This window comes from Arthrobacter sp. Y3221048, from assembly GCF_059092685.1.
Window position 1 is genome coordinate 210,366 of record NZ_JBNHHX010000004.1, and the last position, 20,935, is coordinate 231,300.

Consider the following 20,935-nt stretch of genomic DNA (forward strand, 5'->3'; position numbering starts at 1 on the left):
TCAGCGATCACCTTCAACGTCGGTATACAGCCGGGCCAGCGCCGCTGCATTCGCCGCCCAAGTCCGTTCTGCCAAAGCGGATGTCCGTCCCATCTTCCCCAGCTCCATGCGCAGTTCCGCATCTGCCACAAGTTTCCCGACCGCTCCAGCCTGGTCCGCGGGGTCGCCCGCCTTGAACAGTAGTCCGGTTCTGCCTTCCAGGACGATCTCGCGCAGGGCCGGCAGATCGCTGGCAGCGACCGGACGGGCAGAGGCCATCGCCTCCACCGGCTTGAGCGGAGTGACGCTACGAGTCACCTTGAGATCCTTTCGTGGCACAACAAAAACATCCAATGCTTGGTGGTACACATGCGCTTCGGTCCTGGGCACCCGCCCCGGGAACAGGACCCGCGGCGAAACGCCGAGCTCCGCGGCCAGGTTCTTGAGCCTGGGCGCAGCGACACCATCCCCGACAATCAGGCACTTGAGATCTGGATGCTCACCGGCCAGCAGGGCGAAGGCCCTGAGCAGATCATCCAGGCCTTCGTAATCAACGAGGCTGCTGACTGTCCCGATGAACGTCCCGTCCTGGGGTAGACCCAGTCGACGCCTGGCTTCGCGTGGCGTGTAAGGCTCGTTGAGGAAGCCGTCTCCGACCGCGTTGGGCAGAAGCAGCACCTTTTCCGGGCTTAATCCTTCGCTTAGGATATCCCCTTTCATCGTCACCCCGAGGGTGGCCACTGCGTTTGCCCGGTGCATGACAGCAGTTTCGCGCTCACGGAACAGTTTGTACCGCTGACTGCTCCGGGCGTCGGACCCCCGGGTGGAGGCCCAAGTATCCGCCAATTGTCCACGGACCTCGTAAATCCAGGGGATTCCGAGCGCACCCGCCACTGCCGCTGCCACCAAACCGTTGACGAAGTGGGTGGTCGTGTGAAGAACGGCGGGCCGGATCTCCAACGCGAGCGCCAGCAGGCGCTCCGCCTGCTGCTGGAGGCGCTCGTCGAAACCACGCGCCAAATTGGCGGGCAAGTCCCGGTGGTAGACCACGCCGTCGAGCACGTCCTTTTCCTGCGCGAAAAGGCGCCCCACCTGCACTGGATAGCCCGTTCGCGTAACGGCATGGACCCTCCACCCGAGCTCGCGCTGGGCTTTAAGCAGAGAATGCGAACGCTGTGCATAACCGCTTCCCGTATGCGGCAGGGAATTGGTCAGCAGATGCAGCACCGTCTGGGATTCTGGTACGTATCCATCCACCGATGGCAACCGGGGTGTCCACCCGGTGAAGACCTTCAGCTCACCGGCCAACTGGTGCCGCTGGCGTCGCTCCCGGCGCGTGCCGGCGCCCAGCACGGCTACCGCCCCGGCCATATCGCCGTCGTACCAGCGGCGCCTGGCCACGGTACCGCTGCGACCGGCTGTACCGGAAGCCACATTCTGCAGGAGCTTGTCCGCTACCTCCGGCATGGCGGCCGCGATGGCTACGTCCGCCAGCCGCCGTGCCAGACCGCCGGACGCCCCGGCTTGGGCGGCCGACTCGAGCAGTTCGCGGGCAAGGTCAAGGTCACCAGCGATATAGGCGCCCAGTGGCTGAAGCACGCCCCTGCCACGTGTACGGGCGGCCAGTCGGGCCAGCGGCTGCACCAGCCGGGCCGGCAGCCGCCGCGAAACCTGAAGTGCGAGGACCATCGGGTCGTCACCCACATGCTGGCGGAGGGTGGCCTCAGCCAACCGGGCATTGCCCGGCAACTGCCAAAAGCTCATTGGGCGGCCACTGTGGTGGTCGTTGTACCCACGGCTGGCGCGGCTACGCTCTCGAGCAGTTCCATGTAGGAGGCGGCAAGCGTCGGAACATTGGCGTTGTTCCTCAACCATTCCCGGCCAGAACCACCAGTAGCCAAACGGGAGCGGTCGTCGATCAGGTCCCGCCACAGTTGCGCCACGGCCTCCGGCTGCGCAGGAACGACGTCGCCAGTGCCGGAGTCCTCAAGGATCTTCTTGGCCTCGCCGAGGACGATACCAGTAACGTGGCGGCCGAGAGCCAACACTTCAAAGGTCTTGGAGGGGATGGTGGTTTCAAAAGACTTCCAGTCATCGCGGAGAGACACTACGCAAGTGTCCGCGCGGCGGTAGTACTCCATCACCGCAGTCCGGTTGGCTGGCGGATGGAACTCCACCGGGGCATCCAGCTCGGTGGCTAGATTAATCAAGTGGTTGCGCTCGACGCCGTGGCCCACCATGGTGAGTTGAACCTTGTCCCCCACCAAAGCCGCCGCTTTGACCACGACTTCCAGCATCTGGCTCTCCCCGTGGTTGCCAAGATAGACCACTTCCAGCCGGGACGGGTCGGTAGGCCGCGGGGGCAGCTCCTCGATGAAGTCCAGGTCCACGCCGTTGGTGACCGTGGCCACGTTCTTCAGTCCGCGTTCACGCAACGTGTCCGCGAAGCCATAAGTAACAGTGACTACAAGATCCGCACGGTCTTGAATGGCAATGATCGCCTTCTCGGCCAAGCTCTTGGCCCCGCCCTGGACCAGCCGGGCATCGTGGGCGATGTCCGGCCAGGCGTCGCGCATATCCACGACCAGCGGGACCTTGAGTAATTTTGCGACGACGAACCCCGCCCCGAGAATTGGCAAGCTCGGCACGGTCACGATGAGCACATCAGGTCGACGCCCCATCATGGCAGCAGGAATAGTGCACGCTGCCGAAAACGCGTGATTGGCAAGCCTGCCCAGACGGGTTGTCCGATGCGGCAGGTAGGGCACTCTACGGATTCGTTCACCGTGGGTACCGGCATGCCGGCGGAAAGCCCGGCCTGCCTGGTCCTTGGGAAGAGTGCGGCGGCCTTCGGGAAGGTGGGCGATGGGAGCCACGACCTCCACCTCCCAGCCGCGCTGACGGAAATGAGTGATGAATTGGGACCAACGACGTTGCGGCGGGCTCACTTCCGGTGTGTATGAATGGGTCAAGAGCATGATCCGCACGTAGAGCTCCCCCTAAAACTTGAGACTGGTGCGCAGTGGCGGGACTAGGCGCCCGGATGGACGCCGTGTTGCAGAGTTGGTTTGCGGCCGCCACGCAACCGCAGGTAGTAGAGAATGCCGATGGCGATCAGGCCCGCCGCCACGCTCGCGCGCAGCAAGGGGGATGAACCTACGCTAGAGGCCCTTTCCTCCGGTCCGGCCAAGGGCGGTCCGTCCCCGGAAGCCGCTGCTTCTGCCGTGGAAGACGGACTTGGCTCCGACGTCGGCGCAGGGCTGGCAGCTGAGTCAGACTCCTTGTCTTTTTTGCGCTGCTCAGATTTCTCAGGGTTGGGTTCGGCGGTCTTTGTACCTTCCACTGGGAGAAGGGTGTACCGGTCAAAGTAATCCCCCGTTACGGGGTCCATCAGGTAATCCGTGTTGGGCACGAACAACAGCCCGGTGGCCGGGTGCATCAAATATCCAGTGGAGGGGTGGATGGGCAGGCCGTACACCGGATCCAAGTAGTAGCCTGTAACGGGATCGACCGCGGGCCCGGTCGCGGGATCTACCTCCTGTTCGGCATCGGCGCCTTGTTCGGCCGGCGAAGGTTCAACTGGATCCTGTTCTTGATTGCCGGGTTCCGGTGCCGGTTCCGGCTCCGGCTGTGCGGGCGCCGGACTCGGCGGCGCTGCAGGATTTTGAATCCCAGGCGCTGCCGGTTCGGGCACGACGGACTCATTTGTTTCCGGTTGGATGAGGACGACGGGCGGCCTCACGGTGAACTCCGATGCAACGGCCGCCGATGCGGCTCCCCCGGTCAGCAAGAGGGCGACAAGCGATACTGTCGCCGATGTCCTCGCGAGTTTCACATCGGATCCTATCCAGCGGCTTCGGAGGTCGCCCAGTAATCGTCCATCGAGCCCGATTTCAACGCTTTAGTGACCTCCGCGATTGCTGCTTCATCCTTGACCACGATTGATTGCCCGTCCGCCGACGTTCCGGTACCCAAGGTCGGCAACGTGAACATGTGGACATCCGACGTGCGGATATTCCTGAGGCCGAAGCCCAGGGAACCGGCGGTAACCGCGTCGAACCCTGAATCGACGCTGATGTACGGCGAGAAGTCGGAGACTACGTCAGCAATTCGGCCGGGATTAGTCAGGGTATCCGCTGTCAGGAAACGCGACATGATGGCTTTGACGAAAAGCTGCTGGTTTTTAACACGCTGATAATCGCCGTCGCTGAAGGCCTTACGTTCCCGGACGAACTTCAGGGCCGACTCACCATCCAGGGTTTGTGCCCCTTGGGGAAAAAACTCTCCCATTGAACCGCTGGATTGGAACGCCATGGGATTGTTAATTTGGACTCCGCCCAAGGCGTCCGTCAAAGCCTGGAAACCGGCAAAGTCGATGATGGCTACATGGTCGATGCGGGTGTCGAGGAGTCTTTCAAACGTTTCAACTGTGAGCGGCACTCCTCCGAAGGCTGCAGCGGCGTTAATCTTATGCTCGCCGTAACCGGGGATTTCCGTCCAGGTGTCGCGCATGACGGACATGACGTAGACGGCCTCTTTGTTGCCAGGGATGTGCATGAGCATCATTGTGTCCGAGCGACCGCCATCCGAAATTCCAGACAGGTTCTCCCCGTCGTTGGCGTTGCGGCTGTCGGAACCCATCAACAGGATGTTCATCGACCCGTCATCGTTCTTCTCCGGACGGTTCCCGTCTTCTGGAAAGGCGCTATCGATGGTTTGGGTCTCGTGATTAAAAGTGTTCGCCAAGTTGAAGAGGTAGCCACCGGCTACGATCGCTGCCACCAAAACGAGACCCAACAGGGTCACCATGGTAATCAAGACAGATCGATTCTTTTTCCGCCCCTGACGCAGGCGGCGCCCGGAATCATAGTCCGGATAATGCGATTCTTCAGTCAACGGATCGACCTTCCCAACTTAGGCAACCTGTTCATTTTAGCCTCATTGCCTACGACAACCGTAAACTGGACCTATGCCGCGCATGATTTCGCCACGCCGCTTCTCCCTCGGATTATTGCTGGGAGCGGCAACCGTTGCCTTTACGTCTGCTTGCTCGCCGGTTGTTAATGTCGACGCGGCTCCGGACGCGGCAAACCCCGGATGCGCACCGATGATGGTCATCCTCCCGCAGTACGTCGCCGATTTCCCACGCCGGGAGACGAGCAGCCAGGCTACGGCCGCCTGGGGGGACCCTTCCCAGGTAATCCTGCGGTGCGGGGTGCAGGTTCCGGGCCCTACGACGGACCAATGCGTCTCGGTCGACGACGTCGACTGGGTGCTGCGCGAAGGCGAGAACGGCTACTGGACGGCCACAACCTACGGGCGCACCCCTGCCACGGAACTGATTTTCAGGCCCGACGACGTAGCCGAGAGCAGCGTGTTGATGGACCTCTCGGCGGCTGCGGCTGAAATCCCCCAGGAACGGGAGTGCCTGAGCATTTCCGACGTCCGGTAGCCAGCCTGCTTAACGGAGACCCGTCTTGCGGTTGAGCGCCAGGTACAGCAGTTCGTCGATCAACTCGGTGTAGGGCAGCCCGGATTTCGCCCACATCTGCGGATACATGCTGATGGGCGTAAACCCCGGCATGGTGTTGATCTCGTTGATAATGAGCTCGCCGTCCGGCGTGTAGAAGAAGTCAACCCGGGAGAGCCCCTCTCCCCCGAGCGCGTCGAACGCCTGCGCGGCGAGCTCGCGTACCTTCTCCGTGGCGTCAGCGGGCAGATCCGCCGGGCAGCTGAGCGCAGCCGCCGTACCGTCCAGGTATTTCGCCTCGAAATCGTAAAACTGATGCCCGCCGGGCTGGACGGCGATTTCCCCGGGCAGGCTGGTGCGGGTGGGTTCCACTCCCCGGCCCTGCAGCACCGCTACCTCAATTTCGCGGCCGATGATGCCGGCTTCGACAACAACCTTGGGATCGTGTTCCCGGGCAGCTTCCACGGCGGCGCGGAGGCCGCCCGGCTCGGCGACCCTGGTGATGCCCATGGAAGAGCCCGCCCGGGCCGGCTTGACGAAGACCGGGAACTGAAGCGTGCCCAGACGTTCGAGCGCCGCTTCCGGGTCCTGCTGCCACTGACGGTCCGTGATGACTTGATAGGGGCCGACGTGGAGGCCGGCAGATTCGAAGACCACTTTCATATAGTGCTTGTCCATGCCGACGGCAGAGGCCAGCACGCCGGCGCCGACGTATCGGACATCGGCCATTTCCAGCAACCCCTGAAGCGTTCCGTCCTCGCCAAACGGCCCGTGCAGCAGCGGCAGCACCACGTCCACGTTCCCCAGGCTCTGCGGAACCTGCGCGGCCGGCGCAACCATGAGTTCCGGCGTGTCCCGCCGGCTGGCCAGCATGACAGGTTCGGCGGACGTACTGATCTCCGGCATCTTCCCCGAGGCGAGCGACCACTTGGCCGGATCATCGGCGACCTGGACCCACTGGCCGTTGCGCGCAATGCCGATGGGAACGACGTCGTACTTGTCCTTGTCGATGGCCCCGAGAACCCCGGCCGCGGTGACGCAGCTCACGGAATGTTCGCTGGACCGCCCGCCGAAAAGGACGGCAACGCGGGGTTTGCGGCGCGGAGCCGGAGCGTTCGCGGTGGGCACGCTTTCGTCGTTCATTGGAGTTCACCTTCGGATTTGAGTTCACGGGTCAACAAGCGTGGCGCCAGCGCCTCAACGGAAACCTGCCCCTCCAAAACGGCAACCACTGCCTCGGTGATCGGCATGTCCACGCCCACCTTGGTGGCCAAATCCAGCACGGCGCGGCCCGACTTGATGCCTTCGGCTGTCTGGGTCATTCGTTCCGTCACTTGGTCGAGGGTCAGGCCTTCGCCCAAGAGCCGTCCGGCCGTATGGTTGCGCGACAGCGGCGACGCGCAGGTGGCGACCAGGTCGCCTAGCCCCGCCAGACCGGCCATCGTCTGGACCTCGCCACCGAGGGCAAGGGTGAGCCTGGTGGTCTCGGCCAGTCCGCGGGTGATGACCGTCGCCTTGGTGTTGTCACCCATGCCCTTGCCGTCACAAATTCCCACGCAGAGGGCAATAATGTTCTTGACGATGCCGCCGATCTCCACCCCCGTCACGTCCGGGTTCGTGTAGGGACGGAAATAGCTGGCCGTGCACAGCCGCGCAATCCACTGCGCGGTGTCGTCGTCCGTGCAGGCCACCACGGAGGCGGTCGGCTCCTTGCGCGCAATCTCAAGCGCCAGGTTGGGGCCGGAAATGACGGCTACGTGGTCGTCGGACAGGCCTAGCTCCTCCTTGATGACTTCGCTCATGCGGGCATCGGTGCCCCGCTCCAGTCCCTTCATGAGCGAGACAACCACTGCCTCCGGATCGAGCAGCGGCTTCCAGGAAGCCAGCTGCGGCCGAAGAGTCTGGGCGGGAACCGCCAGTACCACCAGCGGCGCACCATGGAGGACTTTGGCTACGTCCTCCGAAGCGACGATGTTCTCCGGCAGCACGATGTCCTGCAGGTACTTCGCATTCCGGTGCGTGGAATTGATTTCCGCAGCCACTTCCGCACGCCGGGCCCAAAGCCTGACCTCGACCTCGGGATGGGCGTCCGCGACTACCTTGGCAAAGGTGGTGCCCCAGCTTCCTGCTCCGAGAACTGCGATGTTGGCAGGCAGGTCGGGGCGTGCGGTCACAACTTCTCCTCGGGCGGTAGCTCTTCTGTATGCACCGGCTCGCCGGAACCAAAGTCCCGGCCAATGGCGCTTTGACCGTGAGCAGAAGGATCCCAGCGGACGGCAGGCGCTTCCTCGCCGCGTACTTCGGCGAGCAGCGCCGTGATGCTGTCCATAATCCTATTCGTTGCAGCCTCGAGAACGGTCCTGGTGATCGGCAAGCCGCTGAATTCGCTCAGGTCCACCGGAGGTCCGGCCGTGACGTGGGCCGTTTTGCGCGGAAAAAGGCTCGGCTTCTTCGCATAGCGGGGCAACAGTTCGTTGGCACCCCAGTGCGCAACCGGAATGACGGGAGCGCCGGTCTGCAGGGCGAGCCTTGCCGCCCCGGTGCGCCCGCGCATCGGCCACAGATCCGGATCCCGGGTCAGCGTCCCCTCGGGGTAGATGATCACGGCACCGCCTTCATCGAGCACCTCGCGCGAGGCGTCCAGGGAACGGTTTGCGCCCGAGCTGCTTCGCTCCACCGGTATCTGCCGGGCCGCCGTCAACAGTTGCCCGACCACGGGAATCTTGAACAGCGAGGCCTTCGCCAGGAAATGCGGAAGGGCGCCCTGGTTGTAGACGTAATGGCCGACCACCAGTGGATCGATCTCCGTGTTGTGGTTCGGACAGACGATGAATCCCCGGTCCTTGGGGAAATTCTCTGTCCCCGTCCAGTTGCGCCGGAGTGCCAGGTTCAGGAACGGCCGGACTGCGCCGGCGAGGACGCCGATGACCACCCGCTCTTTGGAGTCTGCTCCCATGGCCGCCTACTCGACGTCGAAATCCGCGCCGAGGCCCTCCAGCTTTGACTGGAAGCGTTCGTATCCACGGTTGATGAGTTCGATGCCGGTGACGCGGGAGGTTCCTGCCGCCGCCAAGGCGGCGATCAGGTGGCTGAATCCTCCGCGGAGGTCGGGGATGTCAATTTCTGCGCCGGAAAGCTGGGTGGGTCCCGAGATGACGGCAGAATGGAGGAAATTCCGCTGCCCGAAGCGGCACGGAATGCTGCCGAGGCATTCGCGGTGCACCTGGATGTTCGCGCCCATTCGAATCAAGGCTTCGGTAAATCCGAACCGGTTCTCGTAGACGGTCTCGTGCACGATCGAGACGCCTTCGGCTTGCGTCAGGGCAACGACCAGGGGCTGCTGCCAGTCCGTCATGAAGCCGGGGTGGACGTCGGTCTCGAGCACCAGCGGAGACAAGCTCCCGCCCGGGTGGTAGAAGCGGATGCCGTCGTCGTCGATGTCGAACGCCCCGCCGATCTTGCGGTAGGTGTTCAGGAAGGCGGTGAGATCGCCCTGATGGGCCCCTTCGACGTAAATGTCTCCCTGCGTCACCAGGGCCGCGGAAGCCCAGGACGCTGCCTCGTTGCGGTCGGGCAACGCTCGATGGTTGAACCCGGCCAGTTCGGTGACGCCCTCGATACGGATGACGCGGTCGGTCTGGACCGAAATGATGGCGCCCATTTTCTGCAGCACGGCGATCAGGTCCATGATCTCCGGCTCGATGGCGGCGCCGCTTAGTTCCGTGATGCCTTCGGCGCGGGTTGCGGTCAGGAGAACCTGTTCGGTGGCGCCCACGCTGGGATACGGCAGCGTGAGCTTCGCGCCCTTCAATCCCCTGGGTGCGGAGATGGCAATGCCACCGGGCCGCTTGTCCACGATCGCGCCGAACTGCCGCAGCACGTCGAGATGGTAGTCGATGGGCCGGTCGCCGATTCGGCAGCCGCCCAGGTCGGGGATGAAGGCTTCGCCGATCGCGTGGATCAGGGGCCCGCAGAAGAGGATCGGAATACGGGAATCACCGGCGTGGGCGTCGATGTCCTTCATGTGGGCTGTCTTGACGTTGGTGGGGTCAAGCGTGAGGTCACCGGTCACCGCGTCCTTGGACACCTCGACGCCGTGCAGCCGGAGCAGGCTGGTGACGATTTCCACGTCCCTGATTTCGGGCACATTCCGCAGGACCGACGCGTCTCCGCCGAGCAAGGACGCGACCATCGCTTTGGGAACCAGGTTCTTGGCACCGCGGACGGACACCTTCCCCGCCAACGGAACGCCACCACGAATGGTCAAAACACTTGCCATGAATACCTGTTTCCTCAAGCTAGTTTAGCGCCGAACTGCGCCAAGGCCTCAGCTAAGCATATTGGCAATCCGTGACCACTCTGAAATAAACGGGGTACGAGCCCGGCGCTTTCCCTGCGGCCGGCCGGTGCCTTGCATGATGCAGTCTCAGGTGCAAATCAGCGCCGCCGACGGAGCCGGAACGGTTCCCTCGACGGCGCCGATTCGGGGCAAAGCGCGTGTCCTCAGACTTTGGCCGGGAGGGTCTTCGGCTTCCACGATGGCCGGGTCGCTTCGTAGGTGGTGATTTCCGCCTCATGCTTAAGGGTCAACCCGATATCGTCCAGACCTTCGAGCAACCGCCAGCGGGTGTAGTCGTCGATCTCGAACGGGGCGGTGATGGTTCCGCAGATGGCGGTCTTCGACTCCAGGTCCACCGTGATTTCGGTGCCCGGGTGGTTCTCCAGTTCCTTCCAGATCAGCTCGATGTCATCCTGGGCGACCTCGGCAGCCAGCAACCCCTGCTTGCCGGAGTTTCCCCGGAAGATGTCGGCGAACCGGGAGGAGAGCACAACACGGAACCCGTAGTCCTTCAGCGCCCAGACAGCGTGTTCACGCGAGGAACCGGTACCGAAATCCGGGCCGGCCACGAGGACGGACCCGCGGTTGAACGGCTCCTGGTTGAGAATGAAGTCCTCGTGCTTGCGCCAGGCCGCGAAGAGGGCATCTTCGAAGCCTGTCCGGGTGATCCGTTTGAGGTACACCGCCGGGATGATCTGGTCGGTATCCACGTTGGACTGCCGCAGCGGGACGCCGATGCCGGTATGAGTGGTGAACTTCTCCATGATTGTTCAGGCTCCTTAAGCAGCAGGCCGCGATACGGCGTCGTTGTTGACCGGGCCCAGGTCCGAGGGGGAACTCAGCGTGCCCCGGACTGCAGTGGCCGCCGCCACTACCGGCGATACCAGGTGCGTCCGTCCGCCCTTGCCCTGCCGGCCTTCAAAGTTTCGGTTGGACGTGGACGCGCAGCGCTCCCCCGGTGCCAACTGGTCCGGGTTCATGCCCAGGCACATGGAGCAGCCGGCAAACCGCCACTCGGCACCGAACTCCTTGAACACCTTGTCCAGGCCTTCAGCCTCTGCTTCCAGTCGCACGCGGGCGGAGCCGGGGACCACCATCATGCGCACGTTCGGCGCCTTGGTCCGGCCGCGGATGATGTCTGCCGCGATGCGCAGGTCCTCGATCCGGCTGTTGGTGCAGGAGCCCAGGAAGACGGTGTCGACCGGGATGTCCTTCATGCGGGTGCCGGCTTCGAGACCCATGTACGTCAGCGCGCGTTCCGCCGCGGCTTTGGCGTTTTCGTCGGCGAAGTCGTCGGGCGACGGCACGGCTTCCGACAGGGAAACGCCCTGTCCAGGGTTGGTCCCCCACGTGACGAACGGCTCCAGCGTGTCGGCGTCCAGGAAGACCTCGGCGTCGAACGGGGCGTCGTCGTCGGTACGCAGCGTCTGCCAGTTTTCGACGGCGGCGTCCCAGTCGGCACCCTCCGGGGCGTGCGGACGGCCCTTCAGGTAGTCGAAGGTGGTCTGGTCCGGGGCGACCATGCCGGCGCGGGCGCCCGCCTCGATGGACATGTTGCAGATGGTCATCCGGGCTTCCATGCTCAGTGCCCGGATGGCGGAGCCACGGTACTCGAGCACGTAGCCCTGGCCGCCGCCGGTTCCGATCTTGGCGATGACCGCCAGGATGATGTCCTTGGCGGTGACGCCGGGGCGCAGCGTGCCCTCAACATTGATGGCCATCGTCTTGAACGGCTTCAGCGACAGCGTCTGCGTCGCCATCACGTGCTCTACTTCGGAGGTCCCGATGCCGAAAGCCAGCGCACCGAACGCGCCGTGGGTGGAGGTATGCGAGTCGCCGCACACCACGGTCATGCCCGGCTGGGTGAGCCCCAGCTGGGGCCCCACCACGTGCACGATTCCCTGCTCGGCGTCCCCGAGCGAGTGCAGGCGCACCCCGAATTCCCGGCAGTTGGTGCGAAGTGTTTCAATCTGGGTGCGGCTGGTGGGATCGGCGATGGGCTTGTCGATATCCAGCGTGGGGGTGTTGTGGTCCTCGGTCGCGATGGTCAGGTCCGGCCGGCGCAGCTTGCGCCCCGCCAGGCGCAGCCCCTCGAAAGCCTGCGGCGACGTGACCTCATGCACCAGGTGAAGGTCGATGAAGAGGAGGTCGGGCTGGCGCGCCGCGCCTTCACCTTCGCCGCGGCGCACGACGTGTGCATCCCAGACTTTTTCGGCGAGCGTCTTGCCCGCAGTGTTACCGGCCATGGCCAGATCTCCTCCATCAATACCAACGCAGGGTTACCTCCCGCCGGGAGGCCCGCACTAAGTGTGTGCTTTAACTCTTCCAGTGCGGCTGCTCTCCCGCCAGTCAATGGACTTGCATCTCACATATTGAGATGGGAGTATCAGCTTATGGACAATCCAAGCGGTGTCGGCGTCATCGACAAGGCGGCCATGGTGCTGGACACCCTGGAGGCCGGGCCCACTTCCCTCGCGCAATTGGTTGCCGCCACCGGGCTGGCCCGGCCCACCGTCCACCGGCTCGCCCTGGCGCTGGTCCACCACCGGCTGGTCAGCCGGGACATGCAAGGCAGGTTCGTCCTGGGCAGCAGGCTGGTCGAGTTGGCCGCGGCCGCGGGCGAAGACCGGCTCATAGCAGCTGCCGGCCCGGTGCTCATGAACCTCCGCGATGCCACGGGTGAAAGCGCCCAGGTCTTCCGCCGGCAGGGCGATTCGCGGGTATGCGTCGCCTCGGCCGAGCGGCCGATCGGATTGCGGGACACCATTCCCGTTGGGACGCAGCTTTCGATGAAGGCCGGCTCCGCCGCCCAGGTGCTGCTGGCGTGGGAAGACCACGAAAGGCTGCTCGAAGGACTTCATGGGGCGCGTTTCACCCCGACGGTCCTCGCCGGCGTGCGCCGCCGCGGCTGGGGCCAGAGCCTCGGCGAACGCGAACCAGGCGTGGCGTCTGTTTCGGCCCCGGTCCGCGGTCCGTCCGGGCGGGTCATTGCCGCAGTTTCCATCTCCGGGCCGATCGAGCGGCTCACGCGGCAACCCGGCCGGCTCCACGCCGAGGTGGTCTGCAACGCGGCCGCGCAACTGACCGAAGCCTTGAAGAAGACCAACGACTAGCAGGCTTCAGCCCCGGAAGTGGTCCCATCCCCGGACCTGGGCGGAAATGCCGTCGAGGGTCACAGGAGCCGATCCGCTGCCGCGGACCACGCCGATGGCGGCGAATCCCCCCGGCAGGGCTCGTGCGGCGGGGAAGGTACCGAGCAGGCCATGGTCTTCGCCGCCGCCGAGGACCCAGTCCATGGGGTCCGCGCCCAACAGAGCGGCTGCCTCGTCCAGCGGTGCGGAAAAGTGCTGCAACTGTGCTGACGTCAGGTCCACCGCGACACGGCTGGCGCGTGCCAACCGAGAGGCATCGCGGAGCAGGCCATCCGAAATGTCCATCATGGCGGTGGCGCCGGATTCTGCCGCAGCCGGGCCGGCGCAAAGCGGAGGCACGGGCCGGGACTGGGTCGCAGCCAGCGCCTGCAGGGAAGCCGGGGCCTTTTCGCTGAAATGTGTGCTTTCGAGCAGACGTAATCCAGCCGCCGCCCGCCCGAGCGTCCCCGCCACGGCGACGACATCGCCGGGACGCGCACCGCCGCGCAGTACGGGGCGGCGGCCTTCGAGGTCCCCGGTGACGGCAGCCGTGACCACGAGCGCCTCGCCGCGGCCAAGATCACCGCCGACGACGGAGCACCGGTCCGCACCCAGTTTGCGCATGGCATCCGCCACGCCGTCGGCCAGGCTCTCGACCCACGCCACCGGCGTCTCACCGGGCAGGGTCAGGCTGATGACCATGGACGTTGGCACTGCTCCCATGGCATTGATGTCCGAGACGTTTTGCGCCACGGATTTCCACCCGACGTCGTAGCCCGTGGTCCGGTACCCGGAGGGCCATTCAAGCCGGAAGTCCTGATCCTGGACCAACGTGTCGATCGAGATGACGGTCCGGGCATCGGGTGCGTCGATAACGGCAGCGTCATCGCCTGGGCCGACCGGGACGTTGGCCGGGCCGAGCCGGGGGAAAATCCTGTCCAGAAGCGCCCCTTCGTCCAGATCGTTAACAGTCAGTTCAGCGGCCAATCTTTGCGTTCTCCCTTGTATCTCGTCTGTTGCCGGCTCCATGACCCCGCGGCTCCCCGCGGATGTCATTCCCCGGACGCCTGCAGCACTGCCTGCCTGAATTCCCGGTGCCGGGCCACTGCCTCTTCGACAGGCCGTACCACCCGCTCTTCCGCCACCCGCGCAACAGCGTCCCGGAGCCGCCGTCGTGCCTTCGAGGCGCGGGCGCGGGCAACGAAACGTGAGATCAGGCCGGATGCCAGCGCCAGCACCACCCCGGCGAGGACCCCGGCGGTCAGCAACAAGGTCGGCACCGGGAAGCCTTCGACCAGCGGTGTCTCAGGCACCACGAACTGGAGGTACCCCAGGGCCGCGATGCCCAGGAGCCAGAGCGCTCCGGCCAAGGCGGCCGCGAGGGCGAGCCACTGGAGCAGGCCAAAGACGGGCCACCACCACGACGCACGGTCGGAGCGCAGGTCTGTGCCCACCAAGGCCTGGTCCAAGTCGTCCGGAAGTGTCTCCTCCGCGGACCGTGCTGCCCGCCGGATGGCTGCGCGCCAAGGGGCGCCGGCGCCTTCACCGGCGCGGTCGGCGAACTGCCGGATAGCCTTGTCGGCCTGCGCCCGTTGGGCGGGGCCCGGCGCCGGCATCGACGAGCGGTTGAGCAGCGGATTGACGTCCTTGCGGTCCAGGTTAAGCCGCTTGAGCGGATCACGGCGCAGTTTTCCGAGCCAGCGGACTACCGGCCATCCGGTCCTGGCATGCGCCCGCCGCCGGTACGAAGCCCCCACGGCGTCGCCAATCGCATCCACCCCTGACGCCTGGGCCAGCTGCTCGGCCAAGATGCTCCTGGCTGCCTTGCTGACGCCGGCCGGCTCCGCCTCGGGTTCAACGTCCAGCGCCTGGGCTGCCTTTCTGACATCGGCGAGCAGCCGCTCCGCTGCGGCCTGCCGCTTGTCGGCGAAGGCCGTGATTGCTGCCGTCAGCTCCTCAAGGCCGGTCCCCGTCGTGGCGGAGACGGGATAAACATCCACCCGGCCGAGACCGTCACGCAGCAAAATCTCCCTCAGCGAACCCAAGACCGGTTGCAGCTGTCCCTCGGCCAGCCGGTCCACCTGGTTCAGCACCACCAACGTCACCGCATCGTGGGAGGCCAGCGGCCGCAGGAACCCATGGTGCACGGCTGCATCGGCGTACTTCTGCGGGTCCAGCACCCAGACCAGTACGTCGACCTGGCCGACGAACCGTTGCACAATGGCGCGATGCTCGACGGCGGTGGAATCAAAGTCCGGCAGGTCCAGCAGGATCAGGCCGCCGTGCCCGGCGAACGACCCGTCGTCCAAAACGTGCCGGTTGGCCACCTGCAGCCAGTCCAGCAGCGGTTCGCTGCCGGCGGTTCCCCAAATTCCCGCCAACGCTTCCGATGTGGTGGGACGACGTGCCGCCACAGTGGCGTAGTGCGTCCCGGATACGGCGTTGAAGAGGGAGGATTTTCCGCTGCCCGTCGCACCAAAAAACCCGACCACGGTGTGCTCGGCGGACAGGGAACGGCGGGTGCTGGCCCGTTCCAGGACTTCGTTGATGGGTGCGAGTTCCGCTTCCGGCAGCACGCCCGCGGCGAGCCCGCCTGCTGTGTTCAAGGCATCCAGCCGTGTCTGCAACAGGGACGTTTCGGGCTGCCCCCGGTGGCGGCTCAATCCGACGCTCCCGTGTCCGTCTGGGCTCCCAAGGCCTGCAGCTGCTGTGCCAGTCCGCGCAGGGGCCCTGCCTGCGGCACGTCCGGGATCCGGGACAGGAAGCGCTCCGCTTCGGCGTGCATGAGCCTGCGCGTGCGCTCCCGCAGCTCGGCGCGGGCCTTGCGCGCCAGCCGGCGCACGGCGTCCTCGCCGAAGACCGCTTCCAGCAGCTTCTGGCCCACGACGGCCGTTCCGCCCGCCACGCCGATTTCCAAACCGGTCAACCCGCCGGTGGCCGCGAAAATTACCACCATCAGGGCCACCCCGAGGCCGTTTACTCCGAAGGAGAGCATCCGTGCGGTAAAGCGCTTGCTTTCGCCCTCGCTGCGGATCAATTCCAGCAGGTCTGCCTGCCACGCCCGGATTTCACGCGCTACTTCATCCGCAAAGCCCGCGCTGGGGGTCGAGAGGTCCTCCCGTCCGAGCAGGCCCTGTCCGGCCGGGTCCGCCCGCCAGCGCGTGTCGGCCTCCTCGGCGCCGGCGGCCGCTGCCTCGACGACGACGGCCTGCAGGCCGGACTCGATGGCTTCCTCGACTTCGACGGAGGGAGCGGGCTTGCCGGAAAAGAACGCGCCAATCCGGTCCCGCAGCAGGCCTATCCCGCTCTCGATGCCCCGGAAGAATTCCCCGGTGCCGACAAAGTCCTGCCACCGCGCCAATACCTCGCCCCTGAGGAGGGTTCCGTCCTCCGTAGCCGCGAGAGCCCGCGTGGTCGCCGCCTCGTAAGCGTCTTCCACGACCTTGCGCAGTCTCCGGCCGGCGGCATGCTGGTCGTCCGCGGCATCGGCGACCGCCCCGACCGTTGTGGCCAATGAGCGCACCGCCCCGCCGAGGGTGCGGCGGGCAATGTCGGCGCGGCCGGACGCGTCAGCGGCGAGTTCCTGGAGCCACGCCCGGAGGGGATCGACGGCACCGGCCGGCAGCATGCCCTGGTCGTCCAGCCTGGACTCGAGGATGACAAACAGCCGGGCCGCTGCGAGGCCCTGCCGCTGCAGCAGGCCGGCAAGGTCGGCGCGGACCTCACGCTCAACTTCTTCCGGTACCCGGTCCAGGACGACGGCCACTTCGATGTCCCGGCGGGCGGCGTCCAGGAGCAGCGCCCACGGCACGGCGTCGGCGTACCGGTTGGCGGTGGTGACGAAAATCCACAAGTCCGCGGCGGCCAGCAGTTGTCCGGCCAGTCGCCGGTTCTCGTCGGCGATCGAATCGATATCCGGTGCATCGAGCAACGCTATGCCGGCAGGGATGCTGCCGTCGGCGAGCAACACCAGAGAGGTTCCCGCGGGCTCGCCCGCGGGTTCCGGATTGTAGGCTTGCCTGTCGGCAGCGTCCGTCGCCAGTGTTCCGGTGATTCTGCTGAGGCCGGGCAGGATCCGCCGTTCCGTGAACCATGCCGCGTCGCTCGGATGGTGCAGCAGGACGGGTTGGCGCGTGGTGGGCCGAATCGCTCCGGCACGGGTGGCCGGAAAACCCGCCACCGCGTTCACGAGCGTTGATTTCCCGGCCCCGGTGGATCCTCCAACTACTGCCAGCAGCGGCGCTTCCAGGGTGCGGTAGCGGGGCAGAACGTAGTCGTTCAATTGGGCAATGGCGGCCGCGATTGAGTCGCGGGCTGCAGCGGCACCGGGAACGTCCAGCGGCAACTCCATCGCTTCAAGCGAGTCGCGGCTTTGTTCCAGGAGCACGACAGCGGCCGCCGCTCCCCTGTCTTGGCCCTCGGGCAACCTGCTCGTCACGTTTCCTATCATGCCAGCAGGAGCCGTCACCTACGCCAAGGCGGGCCGTAGGCATGACGAATCTCCGGGCATACAAAAAGCCGGTCCTGGACGGGATGTCCGGGACCGGCTGTTGGTGACCCCAGCGGGATTCGAACCCGCGTTACCGCCGTGAGAGGGCGGCGTACTAGGCCGCTATACGATGGGGCCGCATAGCTTGCACAGTTGAAGGCCTGCACTGCCTTGTCCTTGTCGGACCGTGACCCCAGCGGGATTCGAACCCGCGTTACCGCCGTGAGAGGGCGGCGTACTAGGCCGCTATACGATGGGGCCGTAGGTTTGCGTGGAGTTTTCGCTCCACACAATCCAGTCTCCGCCGGAGCGGAGACTGTAGCGCTGGGATACCAGGACTCGAACCTAGAATGACGGTACCAGAAACCGTTGTGTTGCCAATTACACCATATCCCAATGGCACTTTCGGAGCCGTTGGAAACGGGCTCTCGCCCTTTCCCTAGCGCCTCAGCACGAGTAATTACTTTACCGGATGCCTGCTCGAAAGTGCAAAACGAGCGACGCGCGGCGGCCAGACCGTGCGTGGCTCGGGCCGCGCTCAGCCGCGGAAGGCCTTGATACGCGCCAGGGAGGAGTCCTTGCCCAGGATCACCATGGATTCGAAAAGCGGCGGCGAAATCCGACGGCCGGAGACGGCGGTGCGCACCGGCCCGAAGGCCAGCCGCGGCTTAAGCCCCAGGCCCTCGACCAAGGCCGCCCGCAAGGCTGCCTGAATGTTCTCTGCCGTCCACTCCTCGAGGGGTTCGAGCGCGGCCAGGGCGGCGTCCAGGGCTTCCGTCAGGTTCTCGGGCAGGCCCTTGCGCGCATCGTCGGCGATCTCGATCTCGTTGTCGTTCTTGAAAAGGAACGCCATCATCTCCGGCGCCTCGCCCAACAAGGTGATGCGCTCTTGGATCAGCGGTGCGGCGTCGGCGAGGATCATCTGCTCGCGTTCCGTCAACGACTCCCCGACCAGGCCGGCGTGCTGCAGGTAGGGGACCAGCCGAAGCTTGAAGTCGCCGGGTTCAAGCAGGCGCACATGGGTCCCGTTGATGGCCTCGGCCTTCTTCAGGTCGAAGCGCGCCGGGTTGGCCAGGACGTCGTGGATGTCGAAGGCTTCCACCATCTGGTCGATGGTGAAGATGTCCTCGTCGGCGGACAGCGACCAGCCCAGCAGGGAGAGATAGTTGAGCAGGCCCTCGCGGATGAAACCGCGTTCCCGGTGCAGGAACAGGTTGGACTCGGGGTCGCGCTTCGAAAGCTTCTTGTTTCCCTGGCCCATCACGTACGGGAGATGGCCGAACAGCGGCGTGTAGCGCGCCACCCCGATGTCCACCAGAGCCCGGTAGAGCGCGATCTGGCGGGGAGTCGAGGACAGCAGGTCCTCGCCGCGGAGAACGTGGGTGATGCCCATCACCGCGTCGTCCACCGGGTTGACCAGCGTGTAGAGCGGCTTGCCATTGGCGCGGACGACGGCGAAGTCCGGCACGCTGCCGGCCTTGAAGGTGATCTCCCCGCGCACGAGGTCGGCGAAGGTGATGTCCTCGTCCGGCATCCGGACCCGCAGCACTGGTTCGCGTCCTTCGGCCTTGAACGCGGCGATCTGGTCCCGCGTCAGCTCCCGGTCAAAGTTGTCGTAGCCCAGCTTGACGTCGCGGCCGGCGGCCTTGTGCCGGGCCTCGACTTCTTCCGGGGTGGAATAGGACTCGTAGAGGTGGCCGGCTTCCTTCAGCTTCGCGATGACGTCCTGATAGATATCGCCGCGCTGGGACTGGCGGTACGGTTCATGCGGTCCGCCGACCTCCACGCCCTCGTCCCAGGTAATGCCCAGCCACTTCAGCGCTTCCAACAGCTGCTGGTAGCTTTCCTCGCTGTCGCGGGCGGCATCCGTGTCCTCGATCCGGAACACCATGGTGCCGCCGGTGTGCCGGGCGTAGGCCCAGTTGAACAGGGCAGTCCGGATCAGTCCTACGTGCGGCGTGCCCGTGGGAGACGGGCAGAAGCGCACACGGACAGGAGTTTCGTCGTCGACAGAGGGGATGGCAGCTGCAGTAGTCATGATGTGCTCCAGTTTAGTCTGCTGCGCGCTGCACCGTTGTTTATACGTTTTGGCATCGCGAGAATGAACCCGGGATACTGTCAACAGCTTTTACTCTTTGCATTTTCCATCTCAAAGGATTTCCATGCGTATTTCTGTCATCGGCTGCGGTTATCTCGGTGCCGTGCACGCAGCTTCCATGGCCAAGTTGGGCCACGATGTTGTTGGCATAGACGTCGATGAGCGGAAGGTTGCTGACCTGCAGGCCGGCAGGGCTCCCTTCTTCGAGCCGGGCCTGCCTGAACTCCTTGCTGAAGTTCAGGCGACAGGCCGCTTGACCTTCAGCACCGACATGGCCGCGGCCGAAGGTGCGCAGGTGCATTTTGTCTGCGTCGGCACTCCCCAACGCAAGGGCGAGTATGCCGCAGACCTCACCTATGTTGACGCGGCCTTTACCGAACTCATCCCTTATTTGCGTAATGGGGACGTCGCGGTCGGCAAGTCGACCGTCCCCGTCGGAACTGCAGCGCGGCTGGCTGAAACCGTTGCTGCCGGCGCCCCCGGTGCCGTCCTGGCATGGAACCCTGAGTTCCTACGCGAGGGCCACGCAGTCAAGGACACGCTGACTCCCGACCGTTTTGTGTACGGCGTCCCCGAGGGCGCCGCCGGCGAGGCCGCGACCTCAGCCCTTGACGAGGTGTATGCCACTCCGCTGGCCGACAACACGCCCCGGCTGGTCGTCGACTATGCAACGGCAGAGCTTGTGAAGACGGCTGCAAACTCGTTCCTCGCCACGAAGATTTCCTTCATCAACGCGATGGCGGAAATCTGTGCGGCGACGGGCGCCGACGTCACGGCCCTCGCCGACGCCATCGGCATGGACGACCGCATCGGCCGCAAATTCCTCAACGCCGGTGTCGGTTTCGGGGGCGGCTGCCTCCCCAAGGACATCCGCGCGTTCATGGCACGTGCCGGCGAACTCGGCGCAGACCAGGCACTGACCTTCCTACGTGAAGTCGATGACATCAATATGCGTCGGCGCTCGCGCGTTGTGGAGCTGACCCGGGACCTCATCGGAGGGTCACTTATCGGCAAACGCATCACCGTCCTTGGCGCGGCCTTCAAGCCGAACTCCGACGATGTACGCGACTCCCCCGCCCTCTCCGTCGCTGCCCAATTGCAGCTTCAGGGCGCCACGGTCACCGTCACTGACCCTGAAGCGCTGGACAACGCCAAGCACCGCTTCCCGGAACTGAGCTACGAGCCTAACCTGAAGAAGGCCGTCTTCAATGCCCATGCGCTGGTCCTGCTAACCGAGTGGGAGCAGTACAAGGACCTGGATCCGGTGGAAGCCGGCAGCTTGGTGGACGAGCAGAACATCCTCGACGGACGCAACGTCCTCGATCCTGTTGCCTGGCGCGCCGCAGGCTGGACTTACCGCGGCATCGGCCGTCCGTAACCTGCGTAGTCGAGCGGGGTCCGAGCCAGCGCTTCGGACCCCGCTTTCGTC

General features: G+C 65.1%; 17 protein-coding genes and 3 tRNA genes. 3 read left to right on the plus strand and 17 right to left on the minus strand.

Annotated elements, in window-relative coordinates; genetic code table 11:
- From AC5RVS_RS13500 to AC5RVS_RS13515, 4 genes are read right to left on the minus strand one after another with little or no spacing between them, the layout of a single operon-like run.
- Positions 1-1,743: a glycosyltransferase family 4 protein gene (locus AC5RVS_RS13500; RefSeq protein ID WP_494108528.1), complete on the minus strand. Its 1,743-nt coding sequence runs from the start codon at positions 1,741-1,743 to the stop codon at positions 1-3.
- Entirely contained in the window at positions 1,740-2,957 is a 1,218-nt protein-coding gene (locus AC5RVS_RS13505) for a glycosyltransferase family 4 protein (RefSeq protein ID WP_494108688.1), read from the minus strand. Before AC5RVS_RS13505 ends, AC5RVS_RS13500 begins: the two co-directional genes overlap by 4 nt.
- A 53-nt stretch (positions 2,958-3,010) precedes the next feature.
- Positions 3,011-3,814: a hypothetical protein gene (locus AC5RVS_RS13510; protein ID WP_494108529.1), complete on the minus strand. Its 804-nt coding sequence runs from the start codon at positions 3,812-3,814 to the stop codon at positions 3,011-3,013.
- 8 nt (positions 3,815-3,822) lie between these two features.
- A complete protein-coding gene (locus AC5RVS_RS13515) occupies positions 3,823-4,875 on the minus strand; it encodes an LCP family protein (RefSeq protein WP_494108530.1) in 1,053 nt (350 codons plus the stop codon).
- Between the two features lie 73 nt (positions 4,876-4,948).
- On the opposite strand from AC5RVS_RS13515, the gene AC5RVS_RS13520 reads away from it, so the two are divergent.
- Positions 4,949-5,431: a DUF3515 domain-containing protein gene (locus tag AC5RVS_RS13520; protein WP_494108531.1), complete on the plus strand. Its 483-nt coding sequence runs from the start codon at positions 4,949-4,951 to the stop codon at positions 5,429-5,431.
- 9 nt (positions 5,432-5,440) lie between these two features.
- Here AC5RVS_RS13520 and AC5RVS_RS13525 read toward each other — a convergent pair whose 3' ends face one another.
- The 6 genes from AC5RVS_RS13525 to leuC form a co-directional block, all read right to left on the minus strand.
- A complete protein-coding gene (locus AC5RVS_RS13525) occupies positions 5,441-6,592 on the minus strand; it encodes a D-alanine--D-alanine ligase family protein (RefSeq protein ID WP_494108532.1) in 1,152 nt (383 codons plus the stop codon).
- Positions 6,589-7,623 carry an NAD(P)H-dependent glycerol-3-phosphate dehydrogenase gene (locus tag AC5RVS_RS13530; RefSeq protein WP_494108533.1) on the minus strand — a complete coding sequence of 345 codons (1,035 nt, stop codon included), beginning with the start codon at positions 7,621-7,623 and terminating at the stop codon, positions 6,589-6,591. Before AC5RVS_RS13530 ends, AC5RVS_RS13525 begins: the two co-directional genes overlap by 4 nt.
- Positions 7,620-8,405 carry a lysophospholipid acyltransferase family protein gene (locus AC5RVS_RS13535; protein ID WP_494108534.1) on the minus strand — a complete coding sequence of 262 codons (786 nt, stop codon included), beginning with the start codon at positions 8,403-8,405 and terminating at the stop codon, positions 7,620-7,622. Before AC5RVS_RS13535 ends, AC5RVS_RS13530 begins: the two co-directional genes overlap by 4 nt.
- Before the next feature lie 6 nt (positions 8,406-8,411).
- On the minus strand, positions 8,412-9,728 hold the full coding sequence (gene murA / locus AC5RVS_RS13540; RefSeq protein ID WP_494108535.1) for a UDP-N-acetylglucosamine 1-carboxyvinyltransferase: 1,317 nt from the start codon (positions 9,726-9,728) through the stop codon (positions 8,412-8,414).
- A 224-nt stretch (positions 9,729-9,952) separates the two neighbouring features.
- Positions 9,953-10,552: a 3-isopropylmalate dehydratase small subunit gene (leuD, locus tag AC5RVS_RS13545; RefSeq protein WP_494108536.1), complete on the minus strand. Its 600-nt coding sequence runs from the start codon at positions 10,550-10,552 to the stop codon at positions 9,953-9,955.
- A gap of 15 nt (positions 10,553-10,567) precedes the next feature.
- A complete protein-coding gene (gene leuC, locus AC5RVS_RS13550; protein ID WP_494108537.1) occupies positions 10,568-12,034 on the minus strand; it encodes a 3-isopropylmalate dehydratase large subunit in 1,467 nt (488 codons plus the stop codon).
- A 147-nt stretch (positions 12,035-12,181) separates the two neighbouring features.
- On the opposite strand from leuC, the gene AC5RVS_RS13555 reads away from it, so the two are divergent.
- Positions 12,182-12,901, plus strand: coding sequence for an IclR family transcriptional regulator (locus AC5RVS_RS13555; protein ID WP_494108538.1), 720 nt, complete (start codon positions 12,182-12,184; stop codon positions 12,899-12,901).
- 6 nt (positions 12,902-12,907) lie between these two features.
- Here the strand turns inward: AC5RVS_RS13555 and AC5RVS_RS13560 are convergent, their stop codons facing one another.
- The 7 genes from AC5RVS_RS13560 to gltX all read right to left on the minus strand — a co-directional run bounded on the left by AC5RVS_RS13560 (position 12,908) and on the right by gltX (position 19,446).
- The gene (locus tag AC5RVS_RS13560; RefSeq protein WP_494108539.1) at positions 12,908-13,948 is read right to left on the minus strand and encodes a thiamine-phosphate kinase; all 1,041 of its coding nucleotides are present in this window, start codon (positions 13,946-13,948) and stop codon (positions 12,908-12,910) included.
- A 23-nt stretch (positions 13,949-13,971) separates the two neighbouring features.
- Positions 13,972-15,582: a GTPase gene (locus AC5RVS_RS13565; RefSeq protein ID WP_494108540.1), complete on the minus strand. Its 1,611-nt coding sequence runs from the start codon at positions 15,580-15,582 to the stop codon at positions 13,972-13,974.
- Entirely contained in the window at positions 15,579-17,369 is a 1,791-nt protein-coding gene (locus AC5RVS_RS13570) for a dynamin family protein (protein ID WP_494108541.1), read from the minus strand. Before AC5RVS_RS13570 ends, AC5RVS_RS13565 begins: the two co-directional genes overlap by 4 nt.
- A gap of 101 nt (positions 17,370-17,470) precedes the next feature.
- Positions 17,471-17,546, minus strand: a tRNA-Glu gene (locus AC5RVS_RS13575).
- A gap of 50 nt (positions 17,547-17,596) precedes the next feature.
- Positions 17,597-17,669: transfer RNA gene (locus tag AC5RVS_RS13580), tRNA-Glu, on the minus strand.
- Between the two features lie 63 nt (positions 17,670-17,732).
- A tRNA-Gln gene (locus tag AC5RVS_RS13585) sits at positions 17,733-17,804 on the minus strand.
- A gap of 142 nt (positions 17,805-17,946) precedes the next feature.
- Entirely contained in the window at positions 17,947-19,446 is a 1,500-nt protein-coding gene (gene gltX / locus AC5RVS_RS13590; RefSeq protein ID WP_494108542.1) for a glutamate--tRNA ligase, read from the minus strand.
- A 124-nt stretch (positions 19,447-19,570) separates the two neighbouring features.
- Here gltX and AC5RVS_RS13595 point away from each other — a divergent pair, with 124 nt between their 5' ends.
- Positions 19,571-20,884, plus strand: a complete 1,314-nt coding sequence (locus AC5RVS_RS13595; RefSeq protein WP_494108543.1) for a UDP-glucose dehydrogenase family protein — start codon at positions 19,571-19,573, stop codon at positions 20,882-20,884.
- The last annotated feature ends 51 nt before the right edge of the window (positions 20,885-20,935 follow it).

Coding starts and splice junctions, on each gene's coding strand:
- AC5RVS_RS13500 (WP_494108528.1), bottom strand. CDS start 1,743: ATGAGCTTTTGGCAGTTGCCGGGCAATGCCCGGTTGGCTGAGGCCACC.
- AC5RVS_RS13505 (WP_494108688.1), bottom strand. CDS start 2,957: ATGCTCTTGACCCATTCATACACACCGGAAGTGAGCCCGCCGCAACGT.
- AC5RVS_RS13520 (WP_494108531.1), top strand. CDS start 4,949: ATGCCGCGCATGATTTCGCCACGCCGCTTCTCCCTCGGATTATTGCTG.
- AC5RVS_RS13525 (WP_494108532.1), bottom strand. CDS start 6,592: ATGAACGACGAAAGCGTGCCCACCGCGAACGCTCCGGCTCCGCGCCGC.
- AC5RVS_RS13535 (WP_494108534.1), bottom strand. CDS start 8,405: ATGGGAGCAGACTCCAAAGAGCGGGTGGTCATCGGCGTCCTCGCCGGC.
- murA (WP_494108535.1), bottom strand. CDS start 9,728: ATGGCAAGTGTTTTGACCATTCGTGGTGGCGTTCCGTTGGCGGGGAAG.
- leuD (WP_494108536.1), bottom strand. CDS start 10,552: ATGGAGAAGTTCACCACTCATACCGGCATCGGCGTCCCGCTGCGGCAG.
- leuC (WP_494108537.1), bottom strand. CDS start 12,034: ATGGCCGGTAACACTGCGGGCAAGACGCTCGCCGAAAAAGTCTGGGAT.
- AC5RVS_RS13555 (WP_494108538.1), top strand. CDS start 12,182: ATGGACAATCCAAGCGGTGTCGGCGTCATCGACAAGGCGGCCATGGTG.
- AC5RVS_RS13560 (WP_494108539.1), bottom strand. CDS start 13,948: ATGGAGCCGGCAACAGACGAGATACAAGGGAGAACGCAAAGATTGGCC.
- AC5RVS_RS13570 (WP_494108541.1), bottom strand. CDS start 17,369: ATGATAGGAAACGTGACGAGCAGGTTGCCCGAGGGCCAAGACAGGGGA.
- gltX (WP_494108542.1), bottom strand. CDS start 19,446: ATGACTACTGCAGCTGCCATCCCCTCTGTCGACGACGAAACTCCTGTC.
- AC5RVS_RS13595 (WP_494108543.1), top strand. CDS start 19,571: ATGCGTATTTCTGTCATCGGCTGCGGTTATCTCGGTGCCGTGCACGCA.